Origin of the sequence: Bradyrhizobium sp. RP6, from assembly GCF_003837805.1 — a bacterium.
In the GTDB taxonomy this organism is placed as follows: Bacteria; Pseudomonadota; Alphaproteobacteria; order Rhizobiales; family Xanthobacteraceae; genus Bradyrhizobium.
Genome location: NZ_RQIT01000002.1, coordinates 663,216 through 687,320, shown reverse-complemented (window position 1 = coordinate 687,320; position 24,105 = coordinate 663,216). Strand labels below are relative to the sequence as shown.

Below are 24,105 nucleotides of genomic sequence, written 5' to 3'. Positions count from 1 at the left end.
ATCGGTGTAACACATGCTCCCCGGGGTTTTGCGCATAAGTCGCAAAGTGAGGCGAGACAGGATGGACCGACTTCTGATGGACTCTGCGCAAGCCATTGAAACCAAAGAAAAACCACCGGAGACCGAGGGACTCCCGGCGATCGCATCCAGCCCCGAACGGTTCATTAACCGCGAGCTGTCCTGGCTGCATTTCAACCGCCGCGTCCTAGAGGAATCGGTCAATCCCAGCCACCCTGTGCTGGAGCGGGTGCGGTTCCTGTCGATTTCGGCGAATAACCTCGACGAGTTCTTCATGGTCCGCGTCGCCGGCATCAAGGCCCAGGTGCGCGAGGGCATTGCCGAGCGCAGCCCCGATGGCCTGACGCCGTCGGAACAGCTCGCGCTGATCAACCGCACCGTCTCCCAGCTCGCCTCGGACCAGCAGGCGATCTGGCGCGACCTGCGCAGCACGCTGGCCGAGGTCGGCATCGTGCTGGTCGACGGCAAGGACGTCACCAAGGCGGAACGGACCTGGATCGAGGACTATTTCCTCAACAACGTCTTCCCGCTGCTGACGCCACTGGCGATCGATCCGGCCCACCCCTTCCCGTTCATTCCGAGTCTCGGCTTCACCATCGCGCTCCAGCTCACGCGCGCCGCCGACGGCAAGCAGATGAACGCGCTGATCCGCATGCCCGGCAAGATCGACCGCTTCATCCGCCTGCCCGCCGAAGGCACGGTGCGCCTGATCTCGCTGGAGCAGGCGACCGCCCTGTTCATCAACCGCCTGTTCCCCGGCTACAATCTGCACGGTCAGGGCTCCTTCCGGATCATCCGCGACTCCGAGCTCGAAATCGAGGAAGAGGCGGAGGACCTCGTCCGCTTGTTCGAGACAGCGCTGAAGCGCCGCCGGCGCGGATCCGTGATCCGGCTCGAGATCGACGCCAAGATGCCGGAGGAGCTGCGCAGTTTCGTGCAGCATGCGCTATCGGCGGCCGACGACGAGGTGTTCCTGGTCGACGGCGTGCTCGCCATGAACGAACTCTCGCAGCTCACGCGGCTCGACCGGCCTGACCTCGAATTCACCCCTTATGTTCCGCGCCACCCCGAGCGCGTGCGCGAGCATGGCGGCGACATCTTCGCCGCGATCCGGCAGAAGGACCTCATCGTCCATCACCCCTATGAATCCTTCGACGTGGTGGTGCAGTTCCTCCAGCAGGCCGCGCGCGACCCTGATGTCGTCGCGATCAAGCAGACGCTCTACCGCACCTCCAACAACTCGCCGATCGTGCGCGCGCTCGCGGAAGCGGCGGAAGCCGGCAAATCCGTCACGGCGTTGATCGAGCTGAAGGCGCGCTTCGACGAAGAAGCCAACATCCGCTGGGCGCGCGATCTCGAACGCGCCGGCGTGCAGGTCGTCTACGGCTTCCTCGAATTGAAGACTCACGCAAAACTTTCGATGGTGGTGCGCCGCGAGGGTGGCAGCCTCACGACTTACGTCCATACCGGCACCGGCAACTATCACCCGGTCACCGCGCGCATCTACACCGATCTCTCCTATTTCACCTCCGATCCGACCATCGGCCGCGATGCCGCGCGCGTGTTCAATTTCATCACCGGCTATGCCGCGCCCAGCGACCTCGAGAAGATGGCGGTGTCGCCGCTGACGCTGCGCAAGCGTATCATCGAGCACATTCAAGGCGAGACCGCGCATGCGCGGCACGGCCGGACCGGCGCGGTCTGGATGAAGATGAACGCGCTGGTCGACCCCGACATCATCGACGCGCTCTACGAGGCCTCCCAGGCCGGCGTCCAGGTCGAACTCGTGGTGCGCGGCATCTGTTGCCTGAGGCCCGGCATCCCCGGCCTGTCGGAGAACATCCGGGTCAAGTCGATCATCGGGCGCTTTCTCGAGCACGGCCGAATCTACTGCTTCGGCATGGGCCAGGGCCTGCCGAGCGCGAAAGCGGCTGTGTATATCTCGTCGGCCGACATGATGCCGCGCAACCTCGACCGCCGCGTCGAGGTGCTGTGCCCGCTGCAGAATCCCACGGTGCATCAGCAGGTTCTCGAACAGATCATGGTCGCGAACCTGAAGGACAATGAGCAGAGCTGGCAATTGTTGCCGGATGGGTCGTCAACGCGTATGAAGACCGCGAAGGGCGAGGAGCCTTTCAACGTCCACAACTACTTCATGACAAATCCGAGTCTGTCTGGCCGTGGAAAGTCGCTCAAAGAATCCTCGCCGCGTCGTCTCACGCGCCGGAACGAACGCCATCACTCCTGATCGGGGATTTGCGACGTGAAGCGGCCGCGCAAGCGCGGCTCGAGCGTCGCGGTTATCGACATCGGCTCCAACTCGGTCCGTCTCGTCGTCTACGAGAGACTGTCGCGGAGCCTCATCCCGATCTTCAACGAGAAGACGCTGTGCGGCCTCGGGCGCGAGGTGCAGAGCACGGGCCTGCTCGCGCCCGACGCCGTCGACAAGGCGCTGACCTCGCTCAAGCGTTTCCGCGCATTGTGCCGCGTGATGCAGGTCGGGCGCGTGTTCGCGATTGCGACCGCTGCCTGCCGCGACGCCTCCAACGGCCCCGACTTCATCGCCAAGGCCGAGCGCATCTGCGCGGTGAAGATCGAGATCCTGTCAGGTCCGCGCGAGGCGCGGCTGTCGGCGCTCGGCGTGATCTCCGGCATCCATCTGCCCGACGGCATCGTCGGTGACCTCGGCGGCGGCTCGCTCGAGCTGATCGATGTGCGCAAGAACACCGTGCGCAGCGGCGTGACGCTGCCGCTCGGCGGGCTCGCGCTGCAGGACCTCGCGCACAAATCGCTCAAGCGCGCCGATCGCATTGTGCGCGAGGAGCTCGACGAGGTGCCGCAGCTCACCGCGGGCCGCGGCCGCACCTTTTATGCCGTCGGCGGCACCTGGCGCGCGCTCGCGCGCATCCACATCATCCAGAGCGGCTATCCGCTCCAGGTGATGCACGGCTATTCGATTTCGGCCGCCGAGGCGCTCGACTTCTCCCGCCGTCTGCGGCGTCTCGCTGCCGCCGACATGCTCGCGGACATCGAGATCGTCGCCGATGCGCGGCGCCCGCTCCTCACCTATGCGGCGCTGGTGCTCGAGCACGTCATCCGCGTTGCAAAACCCAGGAACATCGTGTTCTCGACCTTTGGTGTGCGCGAGGGCCTCCTGCACGAGAAGTTGCCGGAGGCCGCACGCAACGAGGACGGGCTGATCTGCGCGGCCGAGGAGCTGAACCAGTTGCTGTCACGCTCGGCGAAACACGCCCGCGAGCTGATCGCCTGGACCGACCGCCTCGTGCGCGTCGTGAAGCTGCGCGAGACGGAAGAGGACCGCCGCCTGCGCCATACAGCGTGCCTGCTGTCCGACATCGGCTGGCGCGTGCATCCCGACCATCGCGGCGAGCAGACGCTCAGCCTCGTCGTCAACGGCAATTTCGGCGCGATCACCCACACCGAGCGCGCCTTCGTCGGCCTGTCCGTGTTCTATCGCTATGCCGGCCTCAGCGAGGAAAACCAGCCGCCGACCAACATGCAGGAACTGCTGACGCCGGCCCAGCTCGAACGCGCCCGCCTGCTGGGCGCTGCATTCCGCGTCGCGCATCTGATCTCGGCGGCCCGTCCGGGCGTCCTGCCGGCCACGCATTTCCGCAGCGTGGGCCGCAAATTGATGCTGGTGTTCGAGCACCGGCTCGGCGACCTCGTCGCCGACCGGGTCGGCAGCCGCTTCCGTCAGCTCGCCCGCCTGGTTGGCCGCGCCGGCTCGATCGTGAGGCGCTGACAAACACAGACAATGCAACGCTGCCTGGCCATCGGGGCGCGCAACGAGCAGGCTGGTCAGAGGCGGCGGCTGTCCTCCGGCGCGACGATGGCTTTCAGTCCGCCGAGTTCGGAATCGGTGAGAACAAGCTGCCACCCGTAGGCACTGAGCACGTCCTGAACGATAGCGAGTCCGAGTCCGGCACCTTCACCGCGCTCATCCAGCCTTACACCGCGTTCGAGCACGCGGGCACGTTCAGCGGACGCGATTCCCGGGCCGTCGTCCTCGATAGAGATCGCCGGATTCGCGGTAGCATCGGCGGCAATGCGTACCTGGCTTTTGGCATGACGGGCGGCATTTTCCAGAAGATTGCCCAGCACTTCGGCCAGATCAGTGCGATCGAGCGGCAGGCTCGGCTCGCCCTTTATACAGGTCTTGAATTCCAGCCGCTGCGCAGCGGGCGTGCGCGCCAGCGTTAGCATCAGGGACTGAACAAGCGGTCTGAGGGGCGTGGAAATACCGCGCTGTCGTGCCGTCCCCCGCGCCCGGGCGCGCGCCAGCTCGCGGTCGACGCGACGGCTCATCGTATCGCCGACGGCTTCGATTGCCTGGGCGACGTCCTGCTCACCTCGCTGACGCAAAAGCGCGACATCGGCCGCGAGTGCGGCGAGCGGCGTCTTCAGCCCATGCGCCAAGTCGGCGGCGCGGCTGCGCGAACGCTCGATCTCGCGTTCCTGGGCGTCGATCAGGCTGTTCACCTCTTCCACCAGAGGCCTGACCTCGGCAGGGACATCAACGGGAAGATGCTTGCGTTGCCCGGAGCGGACGTCCGCGACGCCACGGCGAAGTGCGTCGAGCGGACGTAAGCCCAATCCGACCTGGATCGAGGTGGCCGCCGCCAGCACCACCCCCAGCACGCCGAGCGCCAGCGCCAGATCCTTGGCGAATTGCGAGGCGGCGGCCGTCACGCGGGCGAGGTCGGCCGCCACAGCGACACGCACCGGCGCGCGGCGGTCCCCCATGGTGAGCAGCACGCGGCGTTCGCTGACCAGGAGCCGTGCGTTCGCGGGCCCAACGATGACATGATGGTGCAACTCGCGAGGCGACGGCTCGTCCTGCGGCAGGTCCAACGCCGTGTCCCACAGCGAACGTGAACGCAGCACCTGACCGCCGTCGTCTGATACCAGCCAGTACAAGCCCGAGAGAGGATCGGAAAAGCGAGGATCGGTCGGCGGCCGGCCCACCACCAGCTTGCCCTGCGCATCGACATCGATGCCCGAGACGAGCTGCTTCAGATAGACGTCGAGGTCGTCACCGATGGTACGCGTGACGTGGCGTTCGAACAGCAACGTCAGCCCGGCGCCGGCAATCGTCAGCGCGATCAGGATAGCTAGGAGTCCGCCAGCGACCAGTCGCAGCCGCAGCGAGCCCCAGCTCATGGCGTCGTCTCCGGTACCAGATAGCCGAAGCCGCGCCTGGTCTCGATCAGGTCGGCACCGAGCTTCTTGCGCACTCGGCCGACCAGCACTTCGAGCGCGTTCGACTCGTGGTCCTCGCCGTGGCCGTAGACGTTTTCGTCGAGCTCTTGCTGCGACACCACGCGGCCGCGGTGGTGCAAGAGAAAGGCGATCAGGCGGTATTCCAACGGCGACAACGCGACGGGCACGCCGCGCAGCGTCACCTTCATCTGACGCTCGTCGAGTTCGACGTCGCCGGCGACAATCCGTGGGGAAGCATGCCCCGCCGAGCGGCGCACGATCGAGCGCAGCCGCGCCAGCAATTCCTCCATGCGAAACGGCTTTGGCAGGTAGTCGTCGGCGCCCGCGTCGATACCATCGACGCGCTCGGCCCAGCTGCCGCGCGCCGTCAGGATCAGCACCGGCATGGACCGTCCGTTCGCGCGCCAGCGCTTGAGTACCGCCAGACCGTCCATTCCGGGCAAGCCGAGATCGAGGACGACGGCGCCGTAGTCCTCGGTGTCACCGCGGAACCAGGCTTCCTCGCCATTGCGGACGGTCTCGACCACGTAGCCGGCTGCGCGCAGCGCCCTCTCCACATCGGCCGCGATCCGTCGGTCGTCCTCCACGAGCAGCAGGCGCATCACTTCTCCTTGATGCGTTCAATCTCGCCGCTGCGCGCGTCCACGTACGCTTCGTAGAGGCGGCCCTTGTCGTCGATGAGGCGAAACTCATAGATCCAGCGGCCGCGCTCACGTTCTATTTCGACGCCGGCGACCTCGCCCGGCAGCTTGCCACGGACGGAAGCGAGAATGTCGGCGAGTGACTTGATTTCACCCGCCTCGACCGCGCGGCGAACCGCGTCGGGCGCGCCTTTGTCGCGGTCGCTTGCTGCCGCAGGCACAGAGGCGAGCAGGATGCCCGCCAACAATGGCGCTGCGAGGAATCCCAGAAAGCGAGCTGGTTGCATTAGCGAAGACTACCGCAACCGACCTGACAAATCGCTGACGTGGATCAACGTAGTCCGGCGGCCCGCTCGCTGCCCGCGCTATTGGGAACTGGCCGATTGTCTCCTGACCGGTCGATTGGCTGACAATTCACTGACATGACCCAACAGGTGGCGGTCAGGGCTCTTCTGCCAATGTCCGCACATCGCCTCGCCGCATGACGCGGCCGGGCGCCACAAGCCGGAGAGAACCATGCGCAAGATCGCCATCTTCACCGCTACCGCAGCCTTGCTCGCAGCCGCCGCGACCGCTCATGCCGGCAGCCTCGGGCGGCCCTGCACTGCAGCCCCGCAGTCAAGTTGGCTGTCGCTCGAACAACTGCAGGCCAAGATTGAAGCCCAAGGCTACAAGGTTCAAAAGACCAAGCTCAAGAATGCCTGTGGCGAACTCTACACCATCGACAAGTCCGGCGGCCGGGTCGAACTGTTCGTCGATCCGACTAGCGGCCAGATTGTCGGTCAGCTGTGAGGGGAAGCACCATGAGCGCCATCCGCGACGCAATCGTGGCCGACGGGAAGCCGCCGGCCACGATCAAGGTCTGGGACCCTTTCGTGCGCCTGTTCCATTGGTCGCTGGCCGCACTGTTCCTGCTCGCTTATGCGACCGGCGACGAGATAGAGAATGTCCATATCGCCGCCGGCTACACGGTTGCCGGGTTGCTTGCGCTACGGATCGTGTGGGGCTTCGTCGGGCCGCGCCATGCGCGCTTCAGCGACTTCTTGCGTTCGCCGCGCGCCGTGCTCGCCTATATGCGCGACGTGGCGCTGCTTAGGGCGCCACGCTATCTCGGCCACAATCCAGCGGGTGGCATCATGGTGGTGGCGCTGATCGTGACGCTAATCGGCACCTGCACCACCGGTTACATGATGACCACCAGCAGCTTCTGGGGAGCAAAATGGGTCGAGGAGGTCCATGAAGCGTTCGCCAACCTCATGATCGGCCTCGTCGTCGTCCATGTGCTTGGCGTCCTGTTGGCGAGCTTCGAGCACAGCGAGAATCTGGTGAAGGCGATGATCACGGGAAGGAAGCATCCATCGTAACCGATGTCGGGGAGCCGATACGAAAGGTTCTCGCTATCTCTCGACGAATCGGCTCCCGTTCCACGCAGCGTTCGGCCCTTGCCGCTCCCGTCCAGAACTTCAAGGAAGGCCTGATCGCGGGAAGAAGCCGAACGTCGTGTGCGTGGACGGCCAGCACACGCCCATAGCTCCGCTTTTCAAGACATACAACTCGTGCAGGCAACCTGCGGACCTGCAATGAACCGCCCTGTTGCGACAATGGAAATCGTCGAAATGAAAAGCCAGAAATTCAGCTCTCGGCACGGTCAGATAGAGAGCAAAGCGTCGGGCGGCAGCGATCGGGCCACCGCACGCAATTGGGAAGCTCGCTTGAGCCGCTTGAGGCAGATCAACTCACCAACGCGGTGGTGGAGTAAGCCAAACGTGCAATCGAACAGCACTTCGCTCGCCGGTGAGCGTGGGACATTCCTCATGCGAGTCCGCCACGAAATTCTCCTTCCCGCCTCTTCTCGGGGCGCGCTCGCTCGCATGCTCGTTGCAATTGCATTGAGCTTGTTTCCTTCCATGGCGATGGCTGAGGATGAGCTGAAGCTGAGCGATGCGCAGGCGCGCAATCTCGGAGTGCGTGTTACCCATCCGATCGCGATCCGGACCGATCTGACGCTGCCCTATCCCGTCCAGATCGTGATCCCCACGCAGCAAATGTGGGTCGTCAGCGCGCCAGTGGCCGGCATGGTCGCCACTCTCCTCGTCGGGCGCGGTGACCGGGTCTCGGCCGGCCAGCCGCTTGTCACCCTGGAAAGTCCAAGTTTCGTCTCCCAGCAGCGCGACTACCTGCACGCGATCGCACAGGAGCATCTCGCCAGCCAGCAACTGAAGCGGAACGTCGATCTGTTCGAGGGCAAGGCCGTGCCGCAACGCGTGCTGGAGGCCAGCCAGGCTGAAGCACGCCAGGCTGCTCTCGTGGTCGCCGAGCGACGCCAGATGTTGCATCTGAGCGGGATGTCCGACGAGGCAATTCTTCGGCTCGGCCAGGAGGCGGCGATCAGCGCGACGCTCACGGTCAATGCGCCGCAAACCGCATCCGTCGTCGCGGTCACGGTGTCGCCGGGGCAACGGCTCGAGCAATCAGCGCCGCTCGTCAAGCTGGCGCGGCTCTCACCGCTATGGGCGGAAATCGCAGTTCCTGCGGCCAATATCCACGCGATCCGCACCGGCGCGAACGTCGAGATTGAGGGTTATTCCACCCCCGGCAAGGTCGTGCTGGTCTCCGAGACCATCGACCCTGCCACCCAGACCATCCTGGTTCGCGCGGAATTCCCCAACGACGGAGAACTGCATCCCGGTCAGACCACCGCTGCCCGCATCGGCTTTCTCTCCGCCGGCGAAAGCGCGTGGGAGATTCCCTATAGCGGGCTGGTGCGGCGGGGCGAACGGACCTCGGTGTTCGTTGCTAGAGCCGGTGGCTTCCGGCTGGTCCCGGTCAAGCTTGTTGCGGACGACCAGGACCATGTCGTGGTGTCCGGTCCCATCACGGAGCAGGACGAGATCGCGATCGGCGGCATCTCGGCGCTTCGCGGCATTCTCTCGGGCCTGGGGCAATAGATGCTCCGGCGCCTGGTTGCGTTCGCGCTTTCGCAGCGATTGTTCGTTCTGCTGAGCGTGCTGCTGCTGGTGGGCGCCGGCGCCGTCCTCCTGCCCGGCCTGCCGATCGACGCGTTTCCCGATGTCTCTCCGGTTCAGGTGAAGATCATCATGAAGGCGCCGGGCCTGACGCCCGAAGAGGTCGAGCAGCGCATCACGGTCCCCGTCGAGCTCGAACTGCTCGGATTGCCGCACAAGAAGGTCCTTCGTTCGACCACGAAATATGCACTGGCCGACATCACCGTCGATTTCGAGGACGGCACCGACATCTACTGGGCGCGCAACCAGGTATCGGAGCGGTTGTCGAATATCGCGCGTGATTTCCCCGAGGGGGTGAGCGGAGGACTTGCACCGATCACGAGCCCCCTAGGCGAGATGTTCATGTTCACGATCGACAGTCCCGAGCTTTCGCTCGCCGAGCGCCGGACCCTGCTCGATTGGGTGATCCGTCCCGCGCTGCGGACGGTCCCCGGCGTTGCGGACGTCAACGCGCTCGGCGGCTATGTCCGCGCCTTCGAGATCGTGCCGCGTAACGATGCGCTCGCCGTGCGCGGCATTTCCTCCGACGTGTTTCGCCGCGCCATCGAAGCCAATAGTCGCAACGACGGCGCCGGACGGGTGAACCAGGGCGAGGACAGCGCCCTGGTCCGGATCGAAGGCAGCATCCGATCGATCGAAGACATCAAGGCCATCGTCGTCGACACCCGCGAGAGCGTGCCGATCCTGGTCAACGACGTGGCGAGCGTCAAAGTCGGGACGCTGACGCGCTATGGGGCAGTCACGTCGGACGGCAACGGAGAGACGGTCGAGGGACTCGTCCTCGGCTTGCGCGGCGCCAACGCCGGTCAGCTCGTCCGCGACGTGCGCGCCCGGCTCGCCGAGCTGCAACGCTCGCTGCCGAAAAGCGTCTCCATCAACATGTTCTATGACCGCAGCCACCTGGTCAACCGCGCGGTCGGCACCGTGGTGCGGGCGCTCGGCGAGGCGACCGCCCTCGTCATCGTTCTCCTGCTGCTTTTCCTCGGCAACTGGCGGGCCTCGCTGGTGATCGCTCTCAGCCTGCCGCTGGCCATCGTCATCGCATTGATCGTCATGCGCGTGGTCGGGATGTCGGCCAACCTGATGAGCCTCGGCGGACTTGCGATCGCGATCGGCATGTTGATCGACGCGCTGGTCGTCGTGGTCGAGAACATCGTCGGCAATCTCGGCAAGCACGAACCGGGAAAAGCTGCTCCGGTGATCCACCTGGTGTACCGGTCGGTCTGCGAAGTCCTGGAACCGGTAGCCTCGGGCGTCCTCATCATCATCATCGTGTTCATACCCCTGCTGACGCTGCAGGGATTGGAGGGGAAGCTATTCATCCCGGTCGCGCTCGCCATCATCTTCGCGCTCACCGGTTCACTGCTGCTGGCGCTCACCGTGATCCCGGTCATGACCTCCTATGTGCTCAAGTCCGGGTCGCATCGCGATCCCATGCTGGTCCGTGCGGCGCAACGAATCTACGCGCCTGCGTTGGACTGGGCCCTGAAGAACGAGCGTAAAGTGATGACTGCGGCGCTGATCGGCCTCGTCGCCGCGGGATTCGCCTATACCAAGCTCGGCAAGACCTTCATGCCGACGATGGACGAAGGCGACGTCATCGTCAGCGTGGAGACGTTGCCTTCCGTCAATCTCGACGAGTCGCTCGCCATGAATACGAGACTCCAGAAGGCACTTCTGGCCGTGCCTGATATTGCCGGCATCGTCGCGCGGACCGGGTCGGACGAACTCGGCCTCGATCCCATGGGCCCCAACCAGACCGACACGTTCCTCGTGCTCAAGCCCGCTGCCGAGAGACAGACCGATAATCGCGAGGCCCTGCTGCAGAAGCTCCGCGAGGTCCTTTCCGGCTTTCCGGGAATCTCGCTCAGTTTCACCCAACCCATCGACATGCGCGTGCAGGAGATGATCAGCGGCGTACGTGGCGACGTCGCCGTGAAGATCTTCGGCCCCGATATCGCCAGGCTGAACGAAGCTGCGGCCAAGCTGTCCGCCATCCTGTCCAGTATTGACGGCGCCGAGGACGTCTACACCACGCTGAACGAAGGCGCTCAATATTACACGGTTGCGGTCAACCGCATGGAGGCCGGCCGCCTCGGCCTGACCGTGGATTCCATCGTCAACTCGCTCCGTACGCAGATCGAGGGTCGAACGATCGGGACGGCGCTCGAGGAGGGCCGCCGCACGCCCATTCTCGTCCGCGGCAGCGAGACGACCAGGGAGGCGCCGACGCTGCTGGCGAGCCTGGCGCTGACGCTCGCATCCGGACAGCATGTCGCGCTGTCGCAGGTCGCGCGAATCCAGCGCGTGGACGGGCCGGTAAAGATCGACCGCGAAGACGGCGCGCGCATGAGCGTGGTTCGCGCCAATGTCCGCGGCCGCGACATGGTCGGCTTCGTCGAAGCGGCCCGCCAGAAGGTTGCGACCGAACTTTCGCTCCCAAACGGCTACCGGCTGACATGGGGCGGGCAGTTCGAGAACCAGCAACGCGCAGCCGCACGCCTGTCCATCGTGGTCCCCGTGGCGATCGGTCTCATCTTCCTGCTGCTCTTCACCACATTCGGCGCCATCCGGCAGGCCTTGCTGGTGCTGGTCAACATTCCCTTTGCCCTGATCGGGGGCGTCTTCGCACTGGTCCTGACGGGCGAGTATCTGTCGGTGCCGGCCTCGGTCGGATTCATCGCGCTACTCGGTATCGCCGTCCTCAATGGAGTCGTTCTGGTGTCCTACTTCAACCAACTCCGGGCCCATGGCCTGGGCGAGGATCGCATCGTCGTCGAAGGGGCCATGCGCAGGCTCCGGCCGGTGCTGATGACCGCGAGCATCACGGCGCTGGGCTTGATCCCGCTGCTGTTCGCGTCCGGGCCGGGGTCCGAAGTGCAGCGACCGCTCGCGGTCGTCGTGATCGGAGGGCTGATGTCCTCCACTCTGCTCACCCTGATTCTCCTGCCGATCCTGTATCGCCGCTATGGCGGAACGTCGAAGATGGCGAAATGACCGACCAGCCGGTCTGTCTCACCCTGATCGTACCGCGTCAGCTCCGCGAGGAGGTGCTCGACTATCTCGCCGAACAGACCGACCTCGTTTCGGGATTCACTGCGTCGCACGGAGCCGGTCACGGCGCCGAAGTTCGATTGCAGACGGCCGCCGAACGCGTGAAGGGCCACGCCGATCAGACCGCCGTGCAGATGATCCTGGCGGAAAGAGATGCCGGCAGCTTGCTCGACCGGCTGCGGGTCTCATTTGCCGGAACCAAGCTCGTCTATTGGACGATGCCCGTGACCGAATTCGGCACGATCAATTGAAATCACCTCAGAAGTCGGTCGACATCGACAAGAGCAGGGTTCGCGGCGAGCCTTGCGCCAGTGCGGAGAAGCTTGCGACGCCGGCCCAGTAGTTGGTGTCGAACACATTCTGGACCAGAGCCCGAACCGTCACGGGCCGGTTATTGATGCGCGTGTTGTAGCGCGCGCCCAGGTCGAGCCTCGTCCAGGCCGGAACAACCTGGGTATTTGCCCGATTGAGATATTGCTGCCCGGTATAGATGGTGTTTGCGACCAGCGTCAGCCCAGGAGCAAACGGGGTGTCCCATTCGGCGGACAGATTGGCCTGCACCTCCGGCACTCCGATCGGAGTCCTCCCGAGCTCGGACAACGTGCTCGTCTTCGTCAGCTCCGCGTCGATCAACGTTACGCCGCCGAGAACCCGAATGCCCGGCTGCACTTCTCCGAATACGGTGAACTCCACGCCGCGATTGCGCTGCTCTGCGTCGGCCCGGAACACATTGCCTGCACTCGTTTGTCCGGACGGCTTGGTGATCTCGAACAGGCTGACCGTCGTTGCGAGCGTGCCGAAATCGACCTTGACGCCCGCTTCCTTCTGCTTGCTGAAATACGGCGCAAGAACCTCGCCTTGATTGGCCGCCGTCGTCGGTGCGGTATCACCCTTGCTGAGCCCTTCGATGTAGTTGGCGTAGAGCGAAACGTTACTCCAGGGCTTGACCACCACGCCGACCATCGGCGTGTACGCCGTCTGATCGTAGGCGGAGGTCACGGCTCCCGTGGTGGTGTTGTAGTTGTTCGACTTGACGCCCTGTTGCCTGACGCCGAGGGTCAGCTGAAGGCGTTCCTGGAAAACCGACATGGTGTCGGCCAGCGCAAGACCGGTCAGCTCGGTGTCCGACAGTTTCGGCACGGTCGCGGGAGCCGGAACGAGCTGCTGGGGACGAGCGATCGGCGCGTAGATGTTGGACAGCACCGGCGTGCCGTTCACCGTGCCGCGCGAAACCTCGTCCATGTAGTAGCTGCCCTGAAAGGTCACGGCGTGACTGATCGCTGCGGTGTCGAACCGGGCGCGCAGGCCGGCGTCGGCCACGTTCCTGTCTATGTCGAACTTGAAGCGTCCTGGTATCGACGTGGTATTGCCGGCCGCGTTCAGGATCGTCGGCGTGCCAAAAAGACGGTCGACCTGGGTCCTGCCGCCTCCGGCGTCGGCGAACACCGTCACAGACTCCGTCACATCGTACTCGGCGCGGGCCAGCAGCGAGTTGTCGTGAACCTTGGCCCATTCCCAAGACTGCGTGACGTTGCGCCGCCCGACCGGTGCGGTCGGGACGGCCACGCCGGTTGCGACCAGGAACGGCCTCGTGGGCGCGTCGAATTTTTCTTCCTGATCGATGAAGTCGAGCGAAGCTCTGAATTTCTCACCGCGATAGTCGAACGCCGCGGAGCCGACATGCGCCTCCCGGGTCTGGTTGTCCAGCGGCGTATCCCCATTGTGATAGCTGCCGTTGACGCGAATGCCGAATTCGCGGCTCTCGCCGAACCTTCGGCTCACGTCGATATGAGTGCCGAGCTGGGTGTTCGTCGCGTAATCGGTCGTGACCCGCGTTAGGTCGACGTCCCCTGCCCGCTTCGGAACGATGTTGATGGTGCCGCCGACACTGCTGTTCGGCGCCATGCCGTAGAGCAGCGCGGTCGGGCCCTTGATGATTTCGATGCGCTCGACATAGTCGGTGAACACGCGGTAGTTCGGTGCAACGCCGTAGACGCCGTTGAACGCGATCTCTCCGACATTTCCCTCGCCGATGGGAAAGCCGCGGATGAAGAAGGAATCGAAAATGCCGCCGGGCTGGCTCCCTAAGCGGACCGAGGGATCGTTGGTGACGACATCGGCGACGGTGACCGCCTGTTGATCTTCAATCTTCTTCGCCGTGTAGCTCGTGATGTTGAACGGCGTATCCATGAAATCCTTGTTGCCGAGCAGGCCGACCTGGCCTCCACGTGCCACCTGCCCGCCTGCGTAGGTCGGCGGCAGTGCACCGGGCTTCGCAGCCGTCGGAGTCGCTTCCGCCTGCAACTTGGCCCGATCATTCGCAGGCGCGACGCGGCCCGCCCTCCTGACTGGATTGGCCCGTTGACGCACGCGCGGCTTCGGTGCGTCCGCGGTGACGGTCACCGCCGGCAACGTGCTTCCCCCCGCCGCCTCGGGCGTGGCGCTCTGCGCGCTGGTGCTGTGCAGGACGCCGTCGCTGCAAAAGGCAATGGAGACTACGGAAACCGCGAAGGCTCTCGGGCTGGCGCACGTCAGAAGCGTCTTGATGCGAGCGGCAACAACGGCAACAGGACGACAAAGCACTTTCGACGACATCGCACCTTCCGATTTCATGAACATGAACGTCGGGGCGAGGTGCCGTGGGAACCTTCATCGAGTCAACGAAAGTACCCTTGAATCTCAGTAGTTTATAATAAGACAAGATCTAAATCGCGTGAGGGTTGCGCAGGACGACTCTCCACGCAACGTCCGCGCGCACGACGCGAGCTCCCGCGAAGCGCGATGCAGGCCGGTCATACGAACGCAACGATGGAGTGATTCGGACGCCTGCGCCGAACCTGCGGCTGGTGATCGCTCGCGTCCTGCCGACGCGGCACGCGTCTCGGTGATGTGGTCGCCTCTCATCGCTGGAGAGAAAGGCCGCGCCGATCAGCGCCGCAGCGTCACTCCGCGGAGGCCTTGGCGTGGCGCTCGGAGGATTCGAGCGCTGCCTGAGTCAGGCTGCGTCGGCGCCAGATGTAGCCGACCGCCAGCACGACCACGACGCCGAGCACGGCGCAGAGATATTCGCCGCCTGCCCCGCCATGGCCGAACTGCGGCGGGATGCGCAGCGCGCCAAGCATGCTGTCCAGCGAGGTGCCCAGCGGGCCGTCGAGCAGCGTGTGCAGCTTCGGCGTGACGCCCGGGTCGGTCGCGATCACCTCGCCCGCGATCCAGCCGAGCAGCGCAGCGCCAGCCCAGACCAGGACCGGCAGTCTTGCGAGCAGCGCCATGATCAGCGCGGCGCCTGCGACGATCAGCGGCACGCTGATGGCGAGGCCGAGGATCAACAGCGGCACGCTGCCATTGGCCGCGGCAGCGACCGCAATGACGTTGTCGAGACTCATGACGATGTCGGCGACCACGACGATCTGGATGGCATGCCATAGATGCGAAGCGGACTCGACGTCGTCCTCGTCCTCGTTTTCCGGCACCAGCAGTTTGGCCGCGATCACGATCAGCGCGAGACCGCCGATGAGCTTGAGGTACGGCAGCCCCATCAGGGTGGCGACGATGCCGGTGAAGATGATTCGCAGCATCACCGCTGCGCCGGCGCCGAAGATCATGCCCCAGAGCCGGTGGCGCGGCGAGAGACCGCGGCAGGCGAGCGCAATCACCAGCGCGTTGTCGCCGGAGAGCAGGATGTTGATCCAGATGATCTTACCGACCGCGAGCCAGAAGGTCGGTTCGGCCATCTCGTTGCGGAACTGGGTGAAGAATGCCCCGATCGTAGCGGGATCGAAGATCTGCCAGAGCCAGTCCACAATCAGTCCTTTCGCCCGTCGTCCCTAACCTGTCGGCCGATGGATCAGCCGACGATCTCGTTGCCCGAGAAGAACTGCGCGATCTCGATCGCGGCGGTCTCCGGCGCGTCCGAACCGTGCACCGAGTTCTCGCCGATCGACTTTGCGTAGAGCTTGCGGACGGTGCCCTCGGCGGCCTTGGCCGGATCGGTCGCGCCCATCACCTCGCGGTACTTGGCGATAGCGCCCTCGCCTTCCAGAACCTGAACCACGACCGGGCCGGAGGTCATGAACGCAACGAGCTCGCCGAAGAACGGGCGCGCCTTGTGGACGGCGTAGAAGGTCTCGGCCTGCTCCTTGGTCATGCGGATTCGCTTCTGCGCGACGATGCGCAGGCCCGCCTTCTCGATCACGGCGTTGACCGCGCCGGTCAGGTTACGCTCGGTCGCGTCGGGCTTGATGATCGAGAAAGTGCGTTCGATGGCCATAATCTTGTCCCTTGGGAAGAAAGCGGTGGTTCGGAGTTGCGGGGCTTATATCGGCGCCTTTGCCGGACGGCAAGCGACCGGCGAAACGGCCCTCGCAGGCGCTTCGGCGCGGGGGCGGGCTCCCAATTCAGCATGGATGACAACAATTTCACCCAGATGAACCCAATCTGAAACCGCCGTCAGGGATCGGTTCAGCTTCACCGGCGTAAGGTCGGGCCCATCGAAACCGAAGCCTGATCACCAGGCGGACCGTTTCGGCGGCCTTTCGATCGACGCGGCCCCCGCCGCGCCGGCAGTTTTGAGGAGATCACCATGTTGAGGAAACTTTCGCTTGCCGCTGTCGCTGCGGTTGCGCTCGGTGCCGCTCTGGCCCCGACCTCGGCCTCCGCTCACTGGCGCGGCGGCGGCTGGGGCTGGCACGGCGGCGGCTGGCACCACGGCTACGGCTACGGCTGGGGCGGCCCGCGCTTCTATGCCCCGGTCTCCTACGGTTATGGCGGCTGCTATGTGCGCCGGCTGGTCCCGACCCCCTGGGGACCTCGCTGGCGGCTGATCAACCGCTGCTACTGAGCCCGTCAGCACCTTTCCGAGGTACCTAAGCCCCCCAGGTGCCTTCCAGGAGAAGCCCCGGCGCCCCCTCGCCGGGGCTTTTCCTTGAGCGGAAAAGGCGCAGTTCATACAATTTTTGCGAGAATGCCTGGCATGGCCCGCCGCCGGCGAAACTATTTGGGCGGCAATGACTTGGTACCGTGTCCTTACCTTGAGAGCACGGAACCTCGCGATGGCTGGCCTGCTTGCCGATGACAGCGAACAGATCGACCGGCGCACCAGCCGCTCGATTTGCGATGCCGTGGGCGAGCGGCTGCAACAGAGCCTCCGGCCAGAACCTCGCCTCCCGACCCATCTCGAGCAACTCCTGAACGAGCTGCAGCGGCGCGAGCGGGAGCCACACTGACGGAAAAACGAGTTGCGTTCGACGCGCCTTGCGGTGACAAGGCCGCATGCTCGCTATCACCGATCTCTCCATCCGTCTCGCCGGACGCCTTTTGATCGACCAGAGTTCCGTGCAGATCACGCCCGGATCGCGCGTCGGCCTGGTCGGGCGCAACGGCACCGGCAAGTCGACGCTGTTCAAGGTGATCCGCGGCGAGCTCGCGGCCGAGCACGGCTCGGTGACCCTGCCGCCGCGCTGGCGCATCGGCAGCCTGGCGCAGGAAGCGCCGAACGGCCCCGAAAGCCTGATCTCGGTCGTGCTCAAGGCCGACCTCGAACGCGATGCGCTGCTCGCCGAAGCCGAGAGCGCGACCGACCCGCACCGGATCGCCGAGATCCAGACCCGGCTGGTGGATATCGACGCGCATTCGGCGCCGAGCCGTGCGGCCGCGATCCTCTCCGGCCTCGGCTTCTCCGCCGCGGACCAGTTGCGTCCCTGCGCCGAATTCTCCGGCGGCTGGCGCATGCGCGTCGCGCTCGCCGCCACACTGTTCGCGGCTCCCGACCTTCTGCTGCTCGACGAGCCCACCAACTATCTCGATCTCGAAGGCACGCTGTGGCTGGAGGATCACCTCGCGCATTATCCGCGCACGGTCATCGTGATCAGCCACGACCGCGACCTCCTGGAAAGCTCGGTCGACCAGATCCTGCATCTGGAGCGCGGCAAGCTCACGCTCTACAAGGGCACCTACTCCTCGTTCGAGGAGCAGCGTGCCGCGCGCGAGCTGCTCGATGCGAAGGCGGTCAAGCGACAGGAGGCCGAGCGTGCGCGCCTGCAGGCCTTCGTCGATCGCTTCAAGGCCAAGGCCTCCAAGGCGACCCAGGCGCAATCGCGCGTGAAGATGCTGGAACGGCTGAAGCCGATCACGGCGCTGGTCACCGAGGACGTGCGCGAGATCAGCTTTCCCGCGCCGGAGAAAATCCTGTCGCCGCCGATCATCGCGGTCGACAACGCCTCGGTCGGCTACGATCCGGCAACGCCGGTGCTGAGCCGCATCACCCTGCGCATCGACAATGACGACCGCATCGCGCTGTTGGGCGCCAACGGCAACGGCAAGTCGACTCTGGTCAAACTGCTCGCCGGACGTCTCGCGCCGTTCTCCGGCAAAGTGACCCGCGCGGACAAGCTGTCGATCGCCTATTTCGCGCAGCATCAGCTCGACGAGCTGAACGAGGACGCCTCCGCCTACGACCATGTCCGCAAGCTGATGGGCGACGCGCCCGAAGCCAAAGTGCGCGCACGTGCCGGCGCGATCGGCTTCTCCGGCAAGGCGGCCGACACCAAGGCCGGCAAATTGTCGGGCGGCGAGAAGGCGCGGCTGCTGCTCGGCCTTGCCACCTTCTTCGGCCCCAACATGATCATCCTGGACGAGCCGACCAACCATCTCGACATCGACAGCCGCGCCGCGCTCGCCGAAGCGATCAATGAATTCCCAGGCGCCGTCATCATGGTCTCGCACGACCGCTATCTGATCGAGGCCTGCGCCGAGCGACTCTGGATCGTCGCCGACCGCACCGTGACCAATTACGACGGCGATCTCGACGAATACCGCCGCTTGGTGCTGTCCACGCGCAACGCGGAAGCCCCGCGCGAGCGCAGCGCCGCGAGCGAGAAGCCGCAGCGCGTGAGGTCGGACAATCGCGGCTCGCTGAAGAAGCGCATCGCGGAAGCCGAGGCCGAGATCGCCCGCGTCAGCGAGATCATCACGAAGATCGACACTGCGCTCGCCCTGCCCGACATTTTTACGCGCGATCCCAAGCAGGCCGCGCAACTGTCGAAAGCGCGCGCCAATGCCGCCGACGCGCTGGCGCGGGCGGAGGAGCAGTGGCTGGAGGCAAGCACGCAGTTCGACGAGGCGGCGGGGTAGACTCAAAATCTTGAAAACAACCCCATGCACAGTACGGGTAGCAAATTACCCGACTACAAGTCACTGAGCTGCATGTTCTTACGGCTGGCTTAGTCCGCATACTGCCCCGCCGCCTTGATAATCGGCGCCCAGCGGTCGATCTCGCTGTTCAGCATCGCACCGAGCGCCTCGGGCGTCGCCTTGTCCTGCGGCACCGGCTCGGTGTTGATGTCGTTGAACCGTGCGACCAAGGCGGGATCCTTAAGAGCGGTCTGGAGCGCCGCCGTCAGCTTCTGAACGTTCGCGGGCGGCGTGCCCTTGGGAGCGTAGAGGCCGTGCCAGACGCCGAGCTCGAAACCCTTGAGGCCGGCCTCGTCGGCGGTCGGCAGGTCAGGCAGGCTCTTCAGCCGCTCCTTGGTGGTGATCGCGTAGGCCTTGACCTGCTTGGCCGTGATCGGACCGGTGGTGTTCGTCGCCTGGTCGCAGGTGAGATCGATCTGCTTGCCGAGCAGATCGTTCATGATGGGACCGTTACCCTTGTAGGGCACCGTGGTGAGCTGCTTCTGGATCGCGGTCATGAACAGCATGCCGCACAGATGTGATGCGGCGCCGAGCCCGGCGTTGGCGTAAGTCAGCTTGTCGCCTTGCTGCTGGGCGTAGGCGACCAGTTCCTTGAGCGTGTTGGGCGGGAAATCGGAACGCGCGATGATCGTCATCGGCGCGTTGGTCACGAGCCCGATCGGCGCAAAGGCCGTCTTCGTGTCATAGCTCAAATTGCGGTACAGCGTCGCGGCGGTCGAGATGCCGACATGATGGATCAGCAGCGTGTAACCGTCCGGCTGGGCGCGCGCAGCACGGGTCGAGCCGATGGTGCCGCCGGCGCCGGTCGCGTTCTCGACGATGACCTGCTGTCCCAGGGATTTCGCCATGCCGGCCGCGGTCAGGCGTGCGATGGTGTCGGTCGGTCCGCCCGCGGCGAAAGGAACCAGTATGGTGATCGGCCGGATTGGATAGTCCTGTGCGACAGCCGCACTGAGTGGCAGAAGCAGCGCTGATACGAGGGCAATGAACCACATAGTTTCCTCCGGATTGTTGTTGACGCCATACAAGCGCATTCCGGGACGCGCGGCCATCACGAAAGCGGTGCACGCTGGAGGCGCATCTGCTGCGGCACATCGCACGTCATGCGGCTTCATGGTACGACGTAGGCGCTGACTTTTTTGCCAAAGGATATTTTGAATCGTCAATCTTCAAGGAGATCCCGGATGTCGTCACCCGAACCGATCAAATTCACCGACGGCGCGGCTTACGAACGCTTCATGGCGCCCTGGAGCCGATCCGCCGGCAATCTGTTTCTCGACTGGCTCGCGCCCCGTCCGGGACTGGCCTGGGTGGATGTCGGTGCAGGCAACGGCGCGTTCACCGAACTCCTTGTTGCAAGATCCGCCCCTTCGTCGGTTTGCGCGATCGATCCCTCCGACGCGCAGATTGCGACGGCGCGAGAAAAGTTGTCGGCAAAGCAGGTCGAACTCTCGATCGGCGATGCGATGGCCTTGCCCTACGAGCCCAACCGCTTCGACATCGCGGTGATGGCGCTGGTGTTGTTCTTCGTTCCCGACCCGCGCAAAGGCGCCGCGGAAATGGTCCGCGTCACCAAGCCAGGCGGCCTGGTCGCGTCCTACACCTGGGACATTTTGCGCGGCGGCACGCCCACCCAACCATTATGGGAGGAGTTGGATGCACTTGGCATCGCGGCAGCGCGCCCGCCGAGCGCGGACATCTCGCGTTTCGAGGCGCTGAAGGCGCTCTGGGCAGAGCTCGGTCTGCGTGACATCGAAACCCGCGAGCTGGTGGTCGAGCGAACGTTCTCCGACTTTGACGACTACTGGCTCTCCATGGTCGTGAGCAGCCCGACGGGCATCGTGGGAAAGCTATCGGAAGCCGAGGGTGCGGAGCTCAAACGTCGGCTCCAGGCGCGACTGCCGGTAAGCGCGACAGGCGTTATCACCGTTCATGCCTCGGCCACGGCAGTGAAGGGGCGCAAAGAGGCTTGATGACCTGGACGGTCTGCGCAGTCGGCAGCCAATCGAGCCCGCCTACCCGTGCTTCTTCTTCGGCTTGGTCGCCTTCGGCACCGGCTGCGGCTCGGGATTGCCCTCGATCGAGGACAGGCGTCCGGCCGTGAACGTGTAGATGCCGGCGCGCGGGCCGGTGGTCCAGGTGACGACGGCGACGCGTCGGCCGATGGCGTCGGTGGACAGGTTGACGTTCGAAGGCGCGCCGATGCCGCGCACCACGTCGCATTCGGTATGCCCGAGCGCGACCGTGCCGCCCATCGGAGCGGGGGCCGTCGTGGACGCATTGGCGTCGGCCGGCCCGGGAGGCGGCGCCATGCCGGGACAGGCGCCGTCGGCGCTGACGAGGTCCTCGGCTCCCACCGGCTTGTCAGGTGTCAGCGGCGGCGATTCGATCGAGATGTTCTTGATGAACAGACGGCCCGGCTTCTGGAACCATTCTGCGTCCTTCGACAGCAGATCAGTGCCGCCTGAGCAGCCCGCAACCAGCGGTGCTACGGCGGCCAACGCAATCATGAGCGAGCCGGGAAGCTTTTGATGTCGCACGATAAAGTAATTCCCCGCCTGAAGGACCAGCCCTAGACGATTGTCCCAACATCCCTTTGCGGCACGAAGGTGACAAAAGCCAGCATCGTTCACAAACTGCAAATTATCATTAATTGCTGACGGCCGCTAATTCCGCTTCTGCCACCGGCCCCGCTCATCGGCCTGCCAGTAGGTGACATCAAATCCCCGCGCCTTGCAATCGGTCCAGGCCGCGCGGGCGAGCGCAAGCGCATCCGGATCGTCGCCGTCGAACAGCAGCACCATGCGCTCGTAGCCATGCGAGTCCTCCGGCAGCGCGGCGTTGTCGATCAGAAAGCGGACATTGGCACCATTTGGATTCCCCCCCTCGATCGCCAGCACGATCGGCTGATCGGCAACGTCGTTCACCCGCCATGTCGCGTGCGGCAGGAACGAATCGTCGCGGTAGGTCCACAAATGCGAGTCGAGCGCATCGGCGCGTTCCTCCGAGTTCGACTGCACCACGACGCGCCAGCCGCGCTCGAGCGATTTCTCGAGAAGCGGCGGCAACACATTCTCCACCGTCATGTTTTGCAGATGGTAGAACAATACTTCAGTCATCTCAGGTCATTTGCGCTCGTAATGGTCGGAGACCAGCCGATCGAGCAGGCGGACGCCATAGCCGCTTCCCCAGCTCTGGTTGATGTCGGTCTTCGGCGCGCCCATAGCGGTGCCCGCGATGTCGAGATGCGCCCAGGGCACACCGTCGACGAAGCGCTGGAGGAACTGTGCCGCAGTGATCGAGCCGCCATGGCGGCCGCCGGTGTTCTTCATGTCGGCGAACTGGGAATCGATCAGCTTGTCGTATTCGGGGCCGAGCGGCATCCGCCAGACCTTCTCCCCACTCTCGACGCCGGCCACGAGCAGCCGGTCGGCGAGCTCATCATTGTTGGAGAACATGCCGGCGTGCTCGGTGCCGAGCGCAACCATGATCGCGCCGGTCAGCGTCGCCAGATCCACCATAAATTTCGGCTTCACTTTCTTGGCGACGTACCAGAGCACGTCGGCCAGCACGAGGCGGCCTTCCGCGTCGGTATTGATGATCTCGATGGTCTGACCGGACATCGAGGTCACGATGTCGCCCGGCCGCTGGGCGTTGCCGTCGGGCATGTTCTCGACGAGACCGATGGCGCCGACGACGTTGACCTTGGCTTTACGCGCAGCGAGCGCATGCATCAGGCCGACGACGCAGGCCGCGCCTCCCATGTCGCCCTTCATGTCCTCCATGCTGCCGGCCGGCTTGATCGAGATGCCGCCGGTGTCGAAACAGACGCCCTTGCCGACGAAAGCGACCGGCGCCTCGCCCTTCCTGGCCCCGTCCCAGCGCATGATCACGGTGCGGCTCGGCCGCGCCGAACCCTGGCCGACGCCGAGCAGCGCACCCATGCCGAGCTTCTGCATCGCCTTGACGTCGAGCACCTCGACCTTGACGCCAAGCTTGCGGAGCTGACCGGCGCGGCGCGCGAACTCCTCGGGGAAAAGCACGTTCGGCGGCTCGTTGACGAGGTCGCGCGCGATGATCACGCCGTCGATGACGTGGGCGGCCGAGGCAAACGCCTTCTTCGCGGCACCGGCATCGCCAACCGCGAGCGAGACGTCGGCGCGCGAGCCGCCCTCCTCGCCCTCCTTCTTCTTCGTCTTGTAACGGTCGAACTTGTAGGTGCGTAAGCGCAGGCCCGAGGCGATCGCCACCGCCTGCTCGCTCGTTATGGCGCCGCCGGGCAGCTCCGCCACGATGGTCATAGCGCTGGTGCCAGCGGGCAGCTTGCTCGCTGCCACCCCGCCGAATTTGAGGAAATCGTTCGCCTTCAGGCCGGTCGCCTTGCCGGCGCCGATCACGATCAGCCGGGTCGCCTTCACGCCCTCCGGCGCCAGAATGTCCAGCGCGGCCCCGGTTTTACCTTTGAAGGCGGCCGCAGCAGCCGCACGCTTCACAAGATCGACAGCGCCACCCAGTGCCTTGGCCGTCGCCGGGCCGAGCTTCAGGCCGTCATCGCAGAACACCACCAGGATGCCACGGGGGGCGGCAGACAAGGGGACAAAGCCGACCTTGATGGCATCGGACATAGATAACTCCTTTGCTGGATGTAACTTTTCGCCGTTCGGCGGTGCCGGTCCCAGCCGAAGCTGAACGGCGATTCACTGAGGCTTGCCCTACTATGGGCCAGCGGGCTGCCCGATGCCAAGCGCTGCCGTGGCCGCCCGGCCACAACCTGCGAAATATTAACCACAAAGTGAAGGTGCCACGGGGCAGCCATTTTGTTGACGGATCAAAGGGATGGTAGTGAGAAAGTGAACCGCCGGAAGAGCTGATGGCCAACCTTGGGGATCCCCTGATCGGGGATTGGTTGGACAGCTGGAATTCTGGTCGAC

Annotated in this window: 21 protein-coding genes; 11 read left to right on the top strand and 10 right to left on the bottom strand. The window is 64.8% G+C overall.

Annotation, left to right across the window (positions count from 1 at the left end):
• Positions 1–76: 76 nt before the first annotated feature.
• Positions 77–2,266 carry an RNA degradosome polyphosphate kinase gene (locus EHH60_RS08125; protein WP_199751362.1) on the top strand — a complete coding sequence of 730 codons (2,190 nt, stop codon included), beginning with the start codon at positions 77–79 and terminating at the stop codon, positions 2,264–2,266.
• Between the two features lie 15 nt (positions 2,267–2,281).
• Complete coding sequence (ppx, locus tag EHH60_RS08120) at positions 2,282–3,784, top strand: exopolyphosphatase (RefSeq protein ID WP_124158916.1); 1,503 nt, start codon at positions 2,282–2,284, stop codon at positions 3,782–3,784.
• 56 nt (positions 3,785–3,840) lie between these two features.
• Here the strand turns inward: ppx and EHH60_RS08115 are convergent, their stop codons facing one another.
• The 3 genes from EHH60_RS08115 to EHH60_RS08105 are packed head-to-tail and all read right to left on the bottom strand — an operon-like array spanning position 3,841 to position 6,190.
• Positions 3,841–5,202: a sensor histidine kinase gene (locus EHH60_RS08115; protein ID WP_124158915.1), complete on the bottom strand. Its 1,362-nt coding sequence runs from the start codon at positions 5,200–5,202 to the stop codon at positions 3,841–3,843.
• Positions 5,199–5,864 carry a response regulator transcription factor gene (locus tag EHH60_RS08110; protein ID WP_124158914.1) on the bottom strand — a complete coding sequence of 222 codons (666 nt, stop codon included), beginning with the start codon at positions 5,862–5,864 and terminating at the stop codon, positions 5,199–5,201. The genes EHH60_RS08115 and EHH60_RS08110 overlap by 4 nt, the downstream gene beginning before the upstream one ends.
• Positions 5,864–6,190, bottom strand: coding sequence for a PepSY domain-containing protein (locus tag EHH60_RS08105; protein ID WP_124158913.1), 327 nt, complete (start codon positions 6,188–6,190; stop codon positions 5,864–5,866). Before EHH60_RS08105 ends, EHH60_RS08110 begins: the two co-directional genes overlap by 1 nt.
• Positions 6,191–6,419: 229 nt before the next feature.
• On the opposite strand from EHH60_RS08105, the gene EHH60_RS08100 reads away from it, so the two are divergent.
• The 5 genes from EHH60_RS08100 to EHH60_RS08080 all read left to right on the top strand — a co-directional run bounded on the left by EHH60_RS08100 (position 6,420) and on the right by EHH60_RS08080 (position 12,234).
• Positions 6,420–6,695, top strand: coding sequence for a PepSY domain-containing protein (locus tag EHH60_RS08100; protein ID WP_124158912.1), 276 nt, complete (start codon positions 6,420–6,422; stop codon positions 6,693–6,695).
• Positions 6,696–6,706: 11 nt separating this feature from the next.
• Entirely contained in the window at positions 6,707–7,267 is a 561-nt protein-coding gene (locus EHH60_RS08095; protein WP_124158911.1) for a cytochrome b/b6 domain-containing protein, read from the top strand.
• Between the two features lie 507 nt (positions 7,268–7,774).
• Positions 7,775–8,851, top strand: a complete 1,077-nt coding sequence (locus EHH60_RS08090; protein ID WP_245454440.1) for an efflux RND transporter periplasmic adaptor subunit — start codon at positions 7,775–7,777, stop codon at positions 8,849–8,851.
• On the top strand, positions 8,852–11,926 hold the full coding sequence (locus EHH60_RS08085; RefSeq protein WP_124158910.1) for an efflux RND transporter permease subunit: 3,075 nt from the start codon (positions 8,852–8,854) through the stop codon (positions 11,924–11,926). It abuts the gene before it with no gap.
• Positions 11,923–12,234 carry a DUF3240 family protein gene (locus tag EHH60_RS08080; RefSeq protein WP_124158909.1) on the top strand — a complete coding sequence of 104 codons (312 nt, stop codon included), beginning with the start codon at positions 11,923–11,925 and terminating at the stop codon, positions 12,232–12,234. Before EHH60_RS08085 ends, EHH60_RS08080 begins: the two co-directional genes overlap by 4 nt.
• Before the next feature lie 7 nt (positions 12,235–12,241).
• Here the strand turns inward: EHH60_RS08080 and EHH60_RS08075 are convergent, their stop codons facing one another.
• The 3 genes from EHH60_RS08075 to ndk all read right to left on the bottom strand — a co-directional run bounded on the left by EHH60_RS08075 (position 12,242) and on the right by ndk (position 16,253).
• Complete coding sequence (locus EHH60_RS08075) at positions 12,242–14,578, bottom strand: TonB-dependent receptor (RefSeq protein WP_245454432.1); 2,337 nt, start codon at positions 14,576–14,578, stop codon at positions 12,242–12,244.
• A gap of 347 nt (positions 14,579–14,925) precedes the next feature.
• Entirely contained in the window at positions 14,926–15,786 is an 861-nt protein-coding gene (locus EHH60_RS08070; protein ID WP_124158908.1) for a TerC family protein, read from the bottom strand.
• 44 nt (positions 15,787–15,830) lie between these two features.
• Positions 15,831–16,253: a nucleoside-diphosphate kinase gene (gene ndk / locus EHH60_RS08065; protein ID WP_035670008.1), complete on the bottom strand. Its 423-nt coding sequence runs from the start codon at positions 16,251–16,253 to the stop codon at positions 15,831–15,833.
• Between the two features lie 312 nt (positions 16,254–16,565).
• Here ndk and EHH60_RS08060 point away from each other — a divergent pair, with 312 nt between their 5' ends.
• The 3 genes from EHH60_RS08060 (at position 16,566) to EHH60_RS08055 (ending at position 19,114) form a co-directional block, all read left to right on the top strand.
• Positions 16,566–16,823, top strand: coding sequence for a sulfur globule protein precursor (locus EHH60_RS08060; RefSeq protein ID WP_124158907.1), 258 nt, complete (start codon positions 16,566–16,568; stop codon positions 16,821–16,823).
• A gap of 211 nt (positions 16,824–17,034) precedes the next feature.
• Positions 17,035–17,208, top strand: a complete 174-nt coding sequence (locus tag EHH60_RS37455; RefSeq protein ID WP_199751342.1) for a hypothetical protein — start codon at positions 17,035–17,037, stop codon at positions 17,206–17,208.
• Positions 17,209–17,254: 46 nt separating this feature from the next.
• Positions 17,255–19,114: an ABC-F family ATP-binding cassette domain-containing protein gene (locus tag EHH60_RS08055; protein ID WP_124158906.1), complete on the top strand. Its 1,860-nt coding sequence runs from the start codon at positions 17,255–17,257 to the stop codon at positions 19,112–19,114.
• Positions 19,115–19,203: 89 nt separating this feature from the next.
• On the opposite strand, the gene EHH60_RS08050 is transcribed toward EHH60_RS08055, so the two are convergent.
• Positions 19,204–20,169 (bottom strand): tripartite tricarboxylate transporter substrate binding protein BugD, encoded by a 966-nt coding sequence (locus tag EHH60_RS08050; protein WP_124158905.1) that lies wholly within the window; start codon positions 20,167–20,169, stop codon positions 19,204–19,206.
• 189 nt (positions 20,170–20,358) lie between these two features.
• Between EHH60_RS08050 and EHH60_RS08045 the strand changes: the two genes are divergently transcribed.
• Positions 20,359–21,147: a class I SAM-dependent methyltransferase gene (locus EHH60_RS08045; protein ID WP_124158904.1), complete on the top strand. Its 789-nt coding sequence runs from the start codon at positions 20,359–20,361 to the stop codon at positions 21,145–21,147.
• Positions 21,148–21,189: 42 nt separating this feature from the next.
• On the opposite strand, the gene EHH60_RS08040 is transcribed toward EHH60_RS08045, so the two are convergent.
• The 3 genes from EHH60_RS08040 to EHH60_RS08030 form a co-directional block, all read right to left on the bottom strand.
• A complete protein-coding gene (locus EHH60_RS08040; RefSeq protein WP_199751361.1) occupies positions 21,190–21,675 on the bottom strand; it encodes a hypothetical protein in 486 nt (161 codons plus the stop codon).
• 165 nt (positions 21,676–21,840) lie between these two features.
• Entirely contained in the window at positions 21,841–22,293 is a 453-nt protein-coding gene (locus tag EHH60_RS08035; protein WP_124158902.1) for a DNA polymerase III subunit chi, read from the bottom strand.
• 6 nt (positions 22,294–22,299) lie between these two features.
• Complete coding sequence (locus tag EHH60_RS08030) at positions 22,300–23,799, bottom strand: leucyl aminopeptidase (RefSeq protein ID WP_124158901.1); 1,500 nt, start codon at positions 23,797–23,799, stop codon at positions 22,300–22,302.
• Positions 23,800–24,105 lie beyond the last annotated feature (306 nt).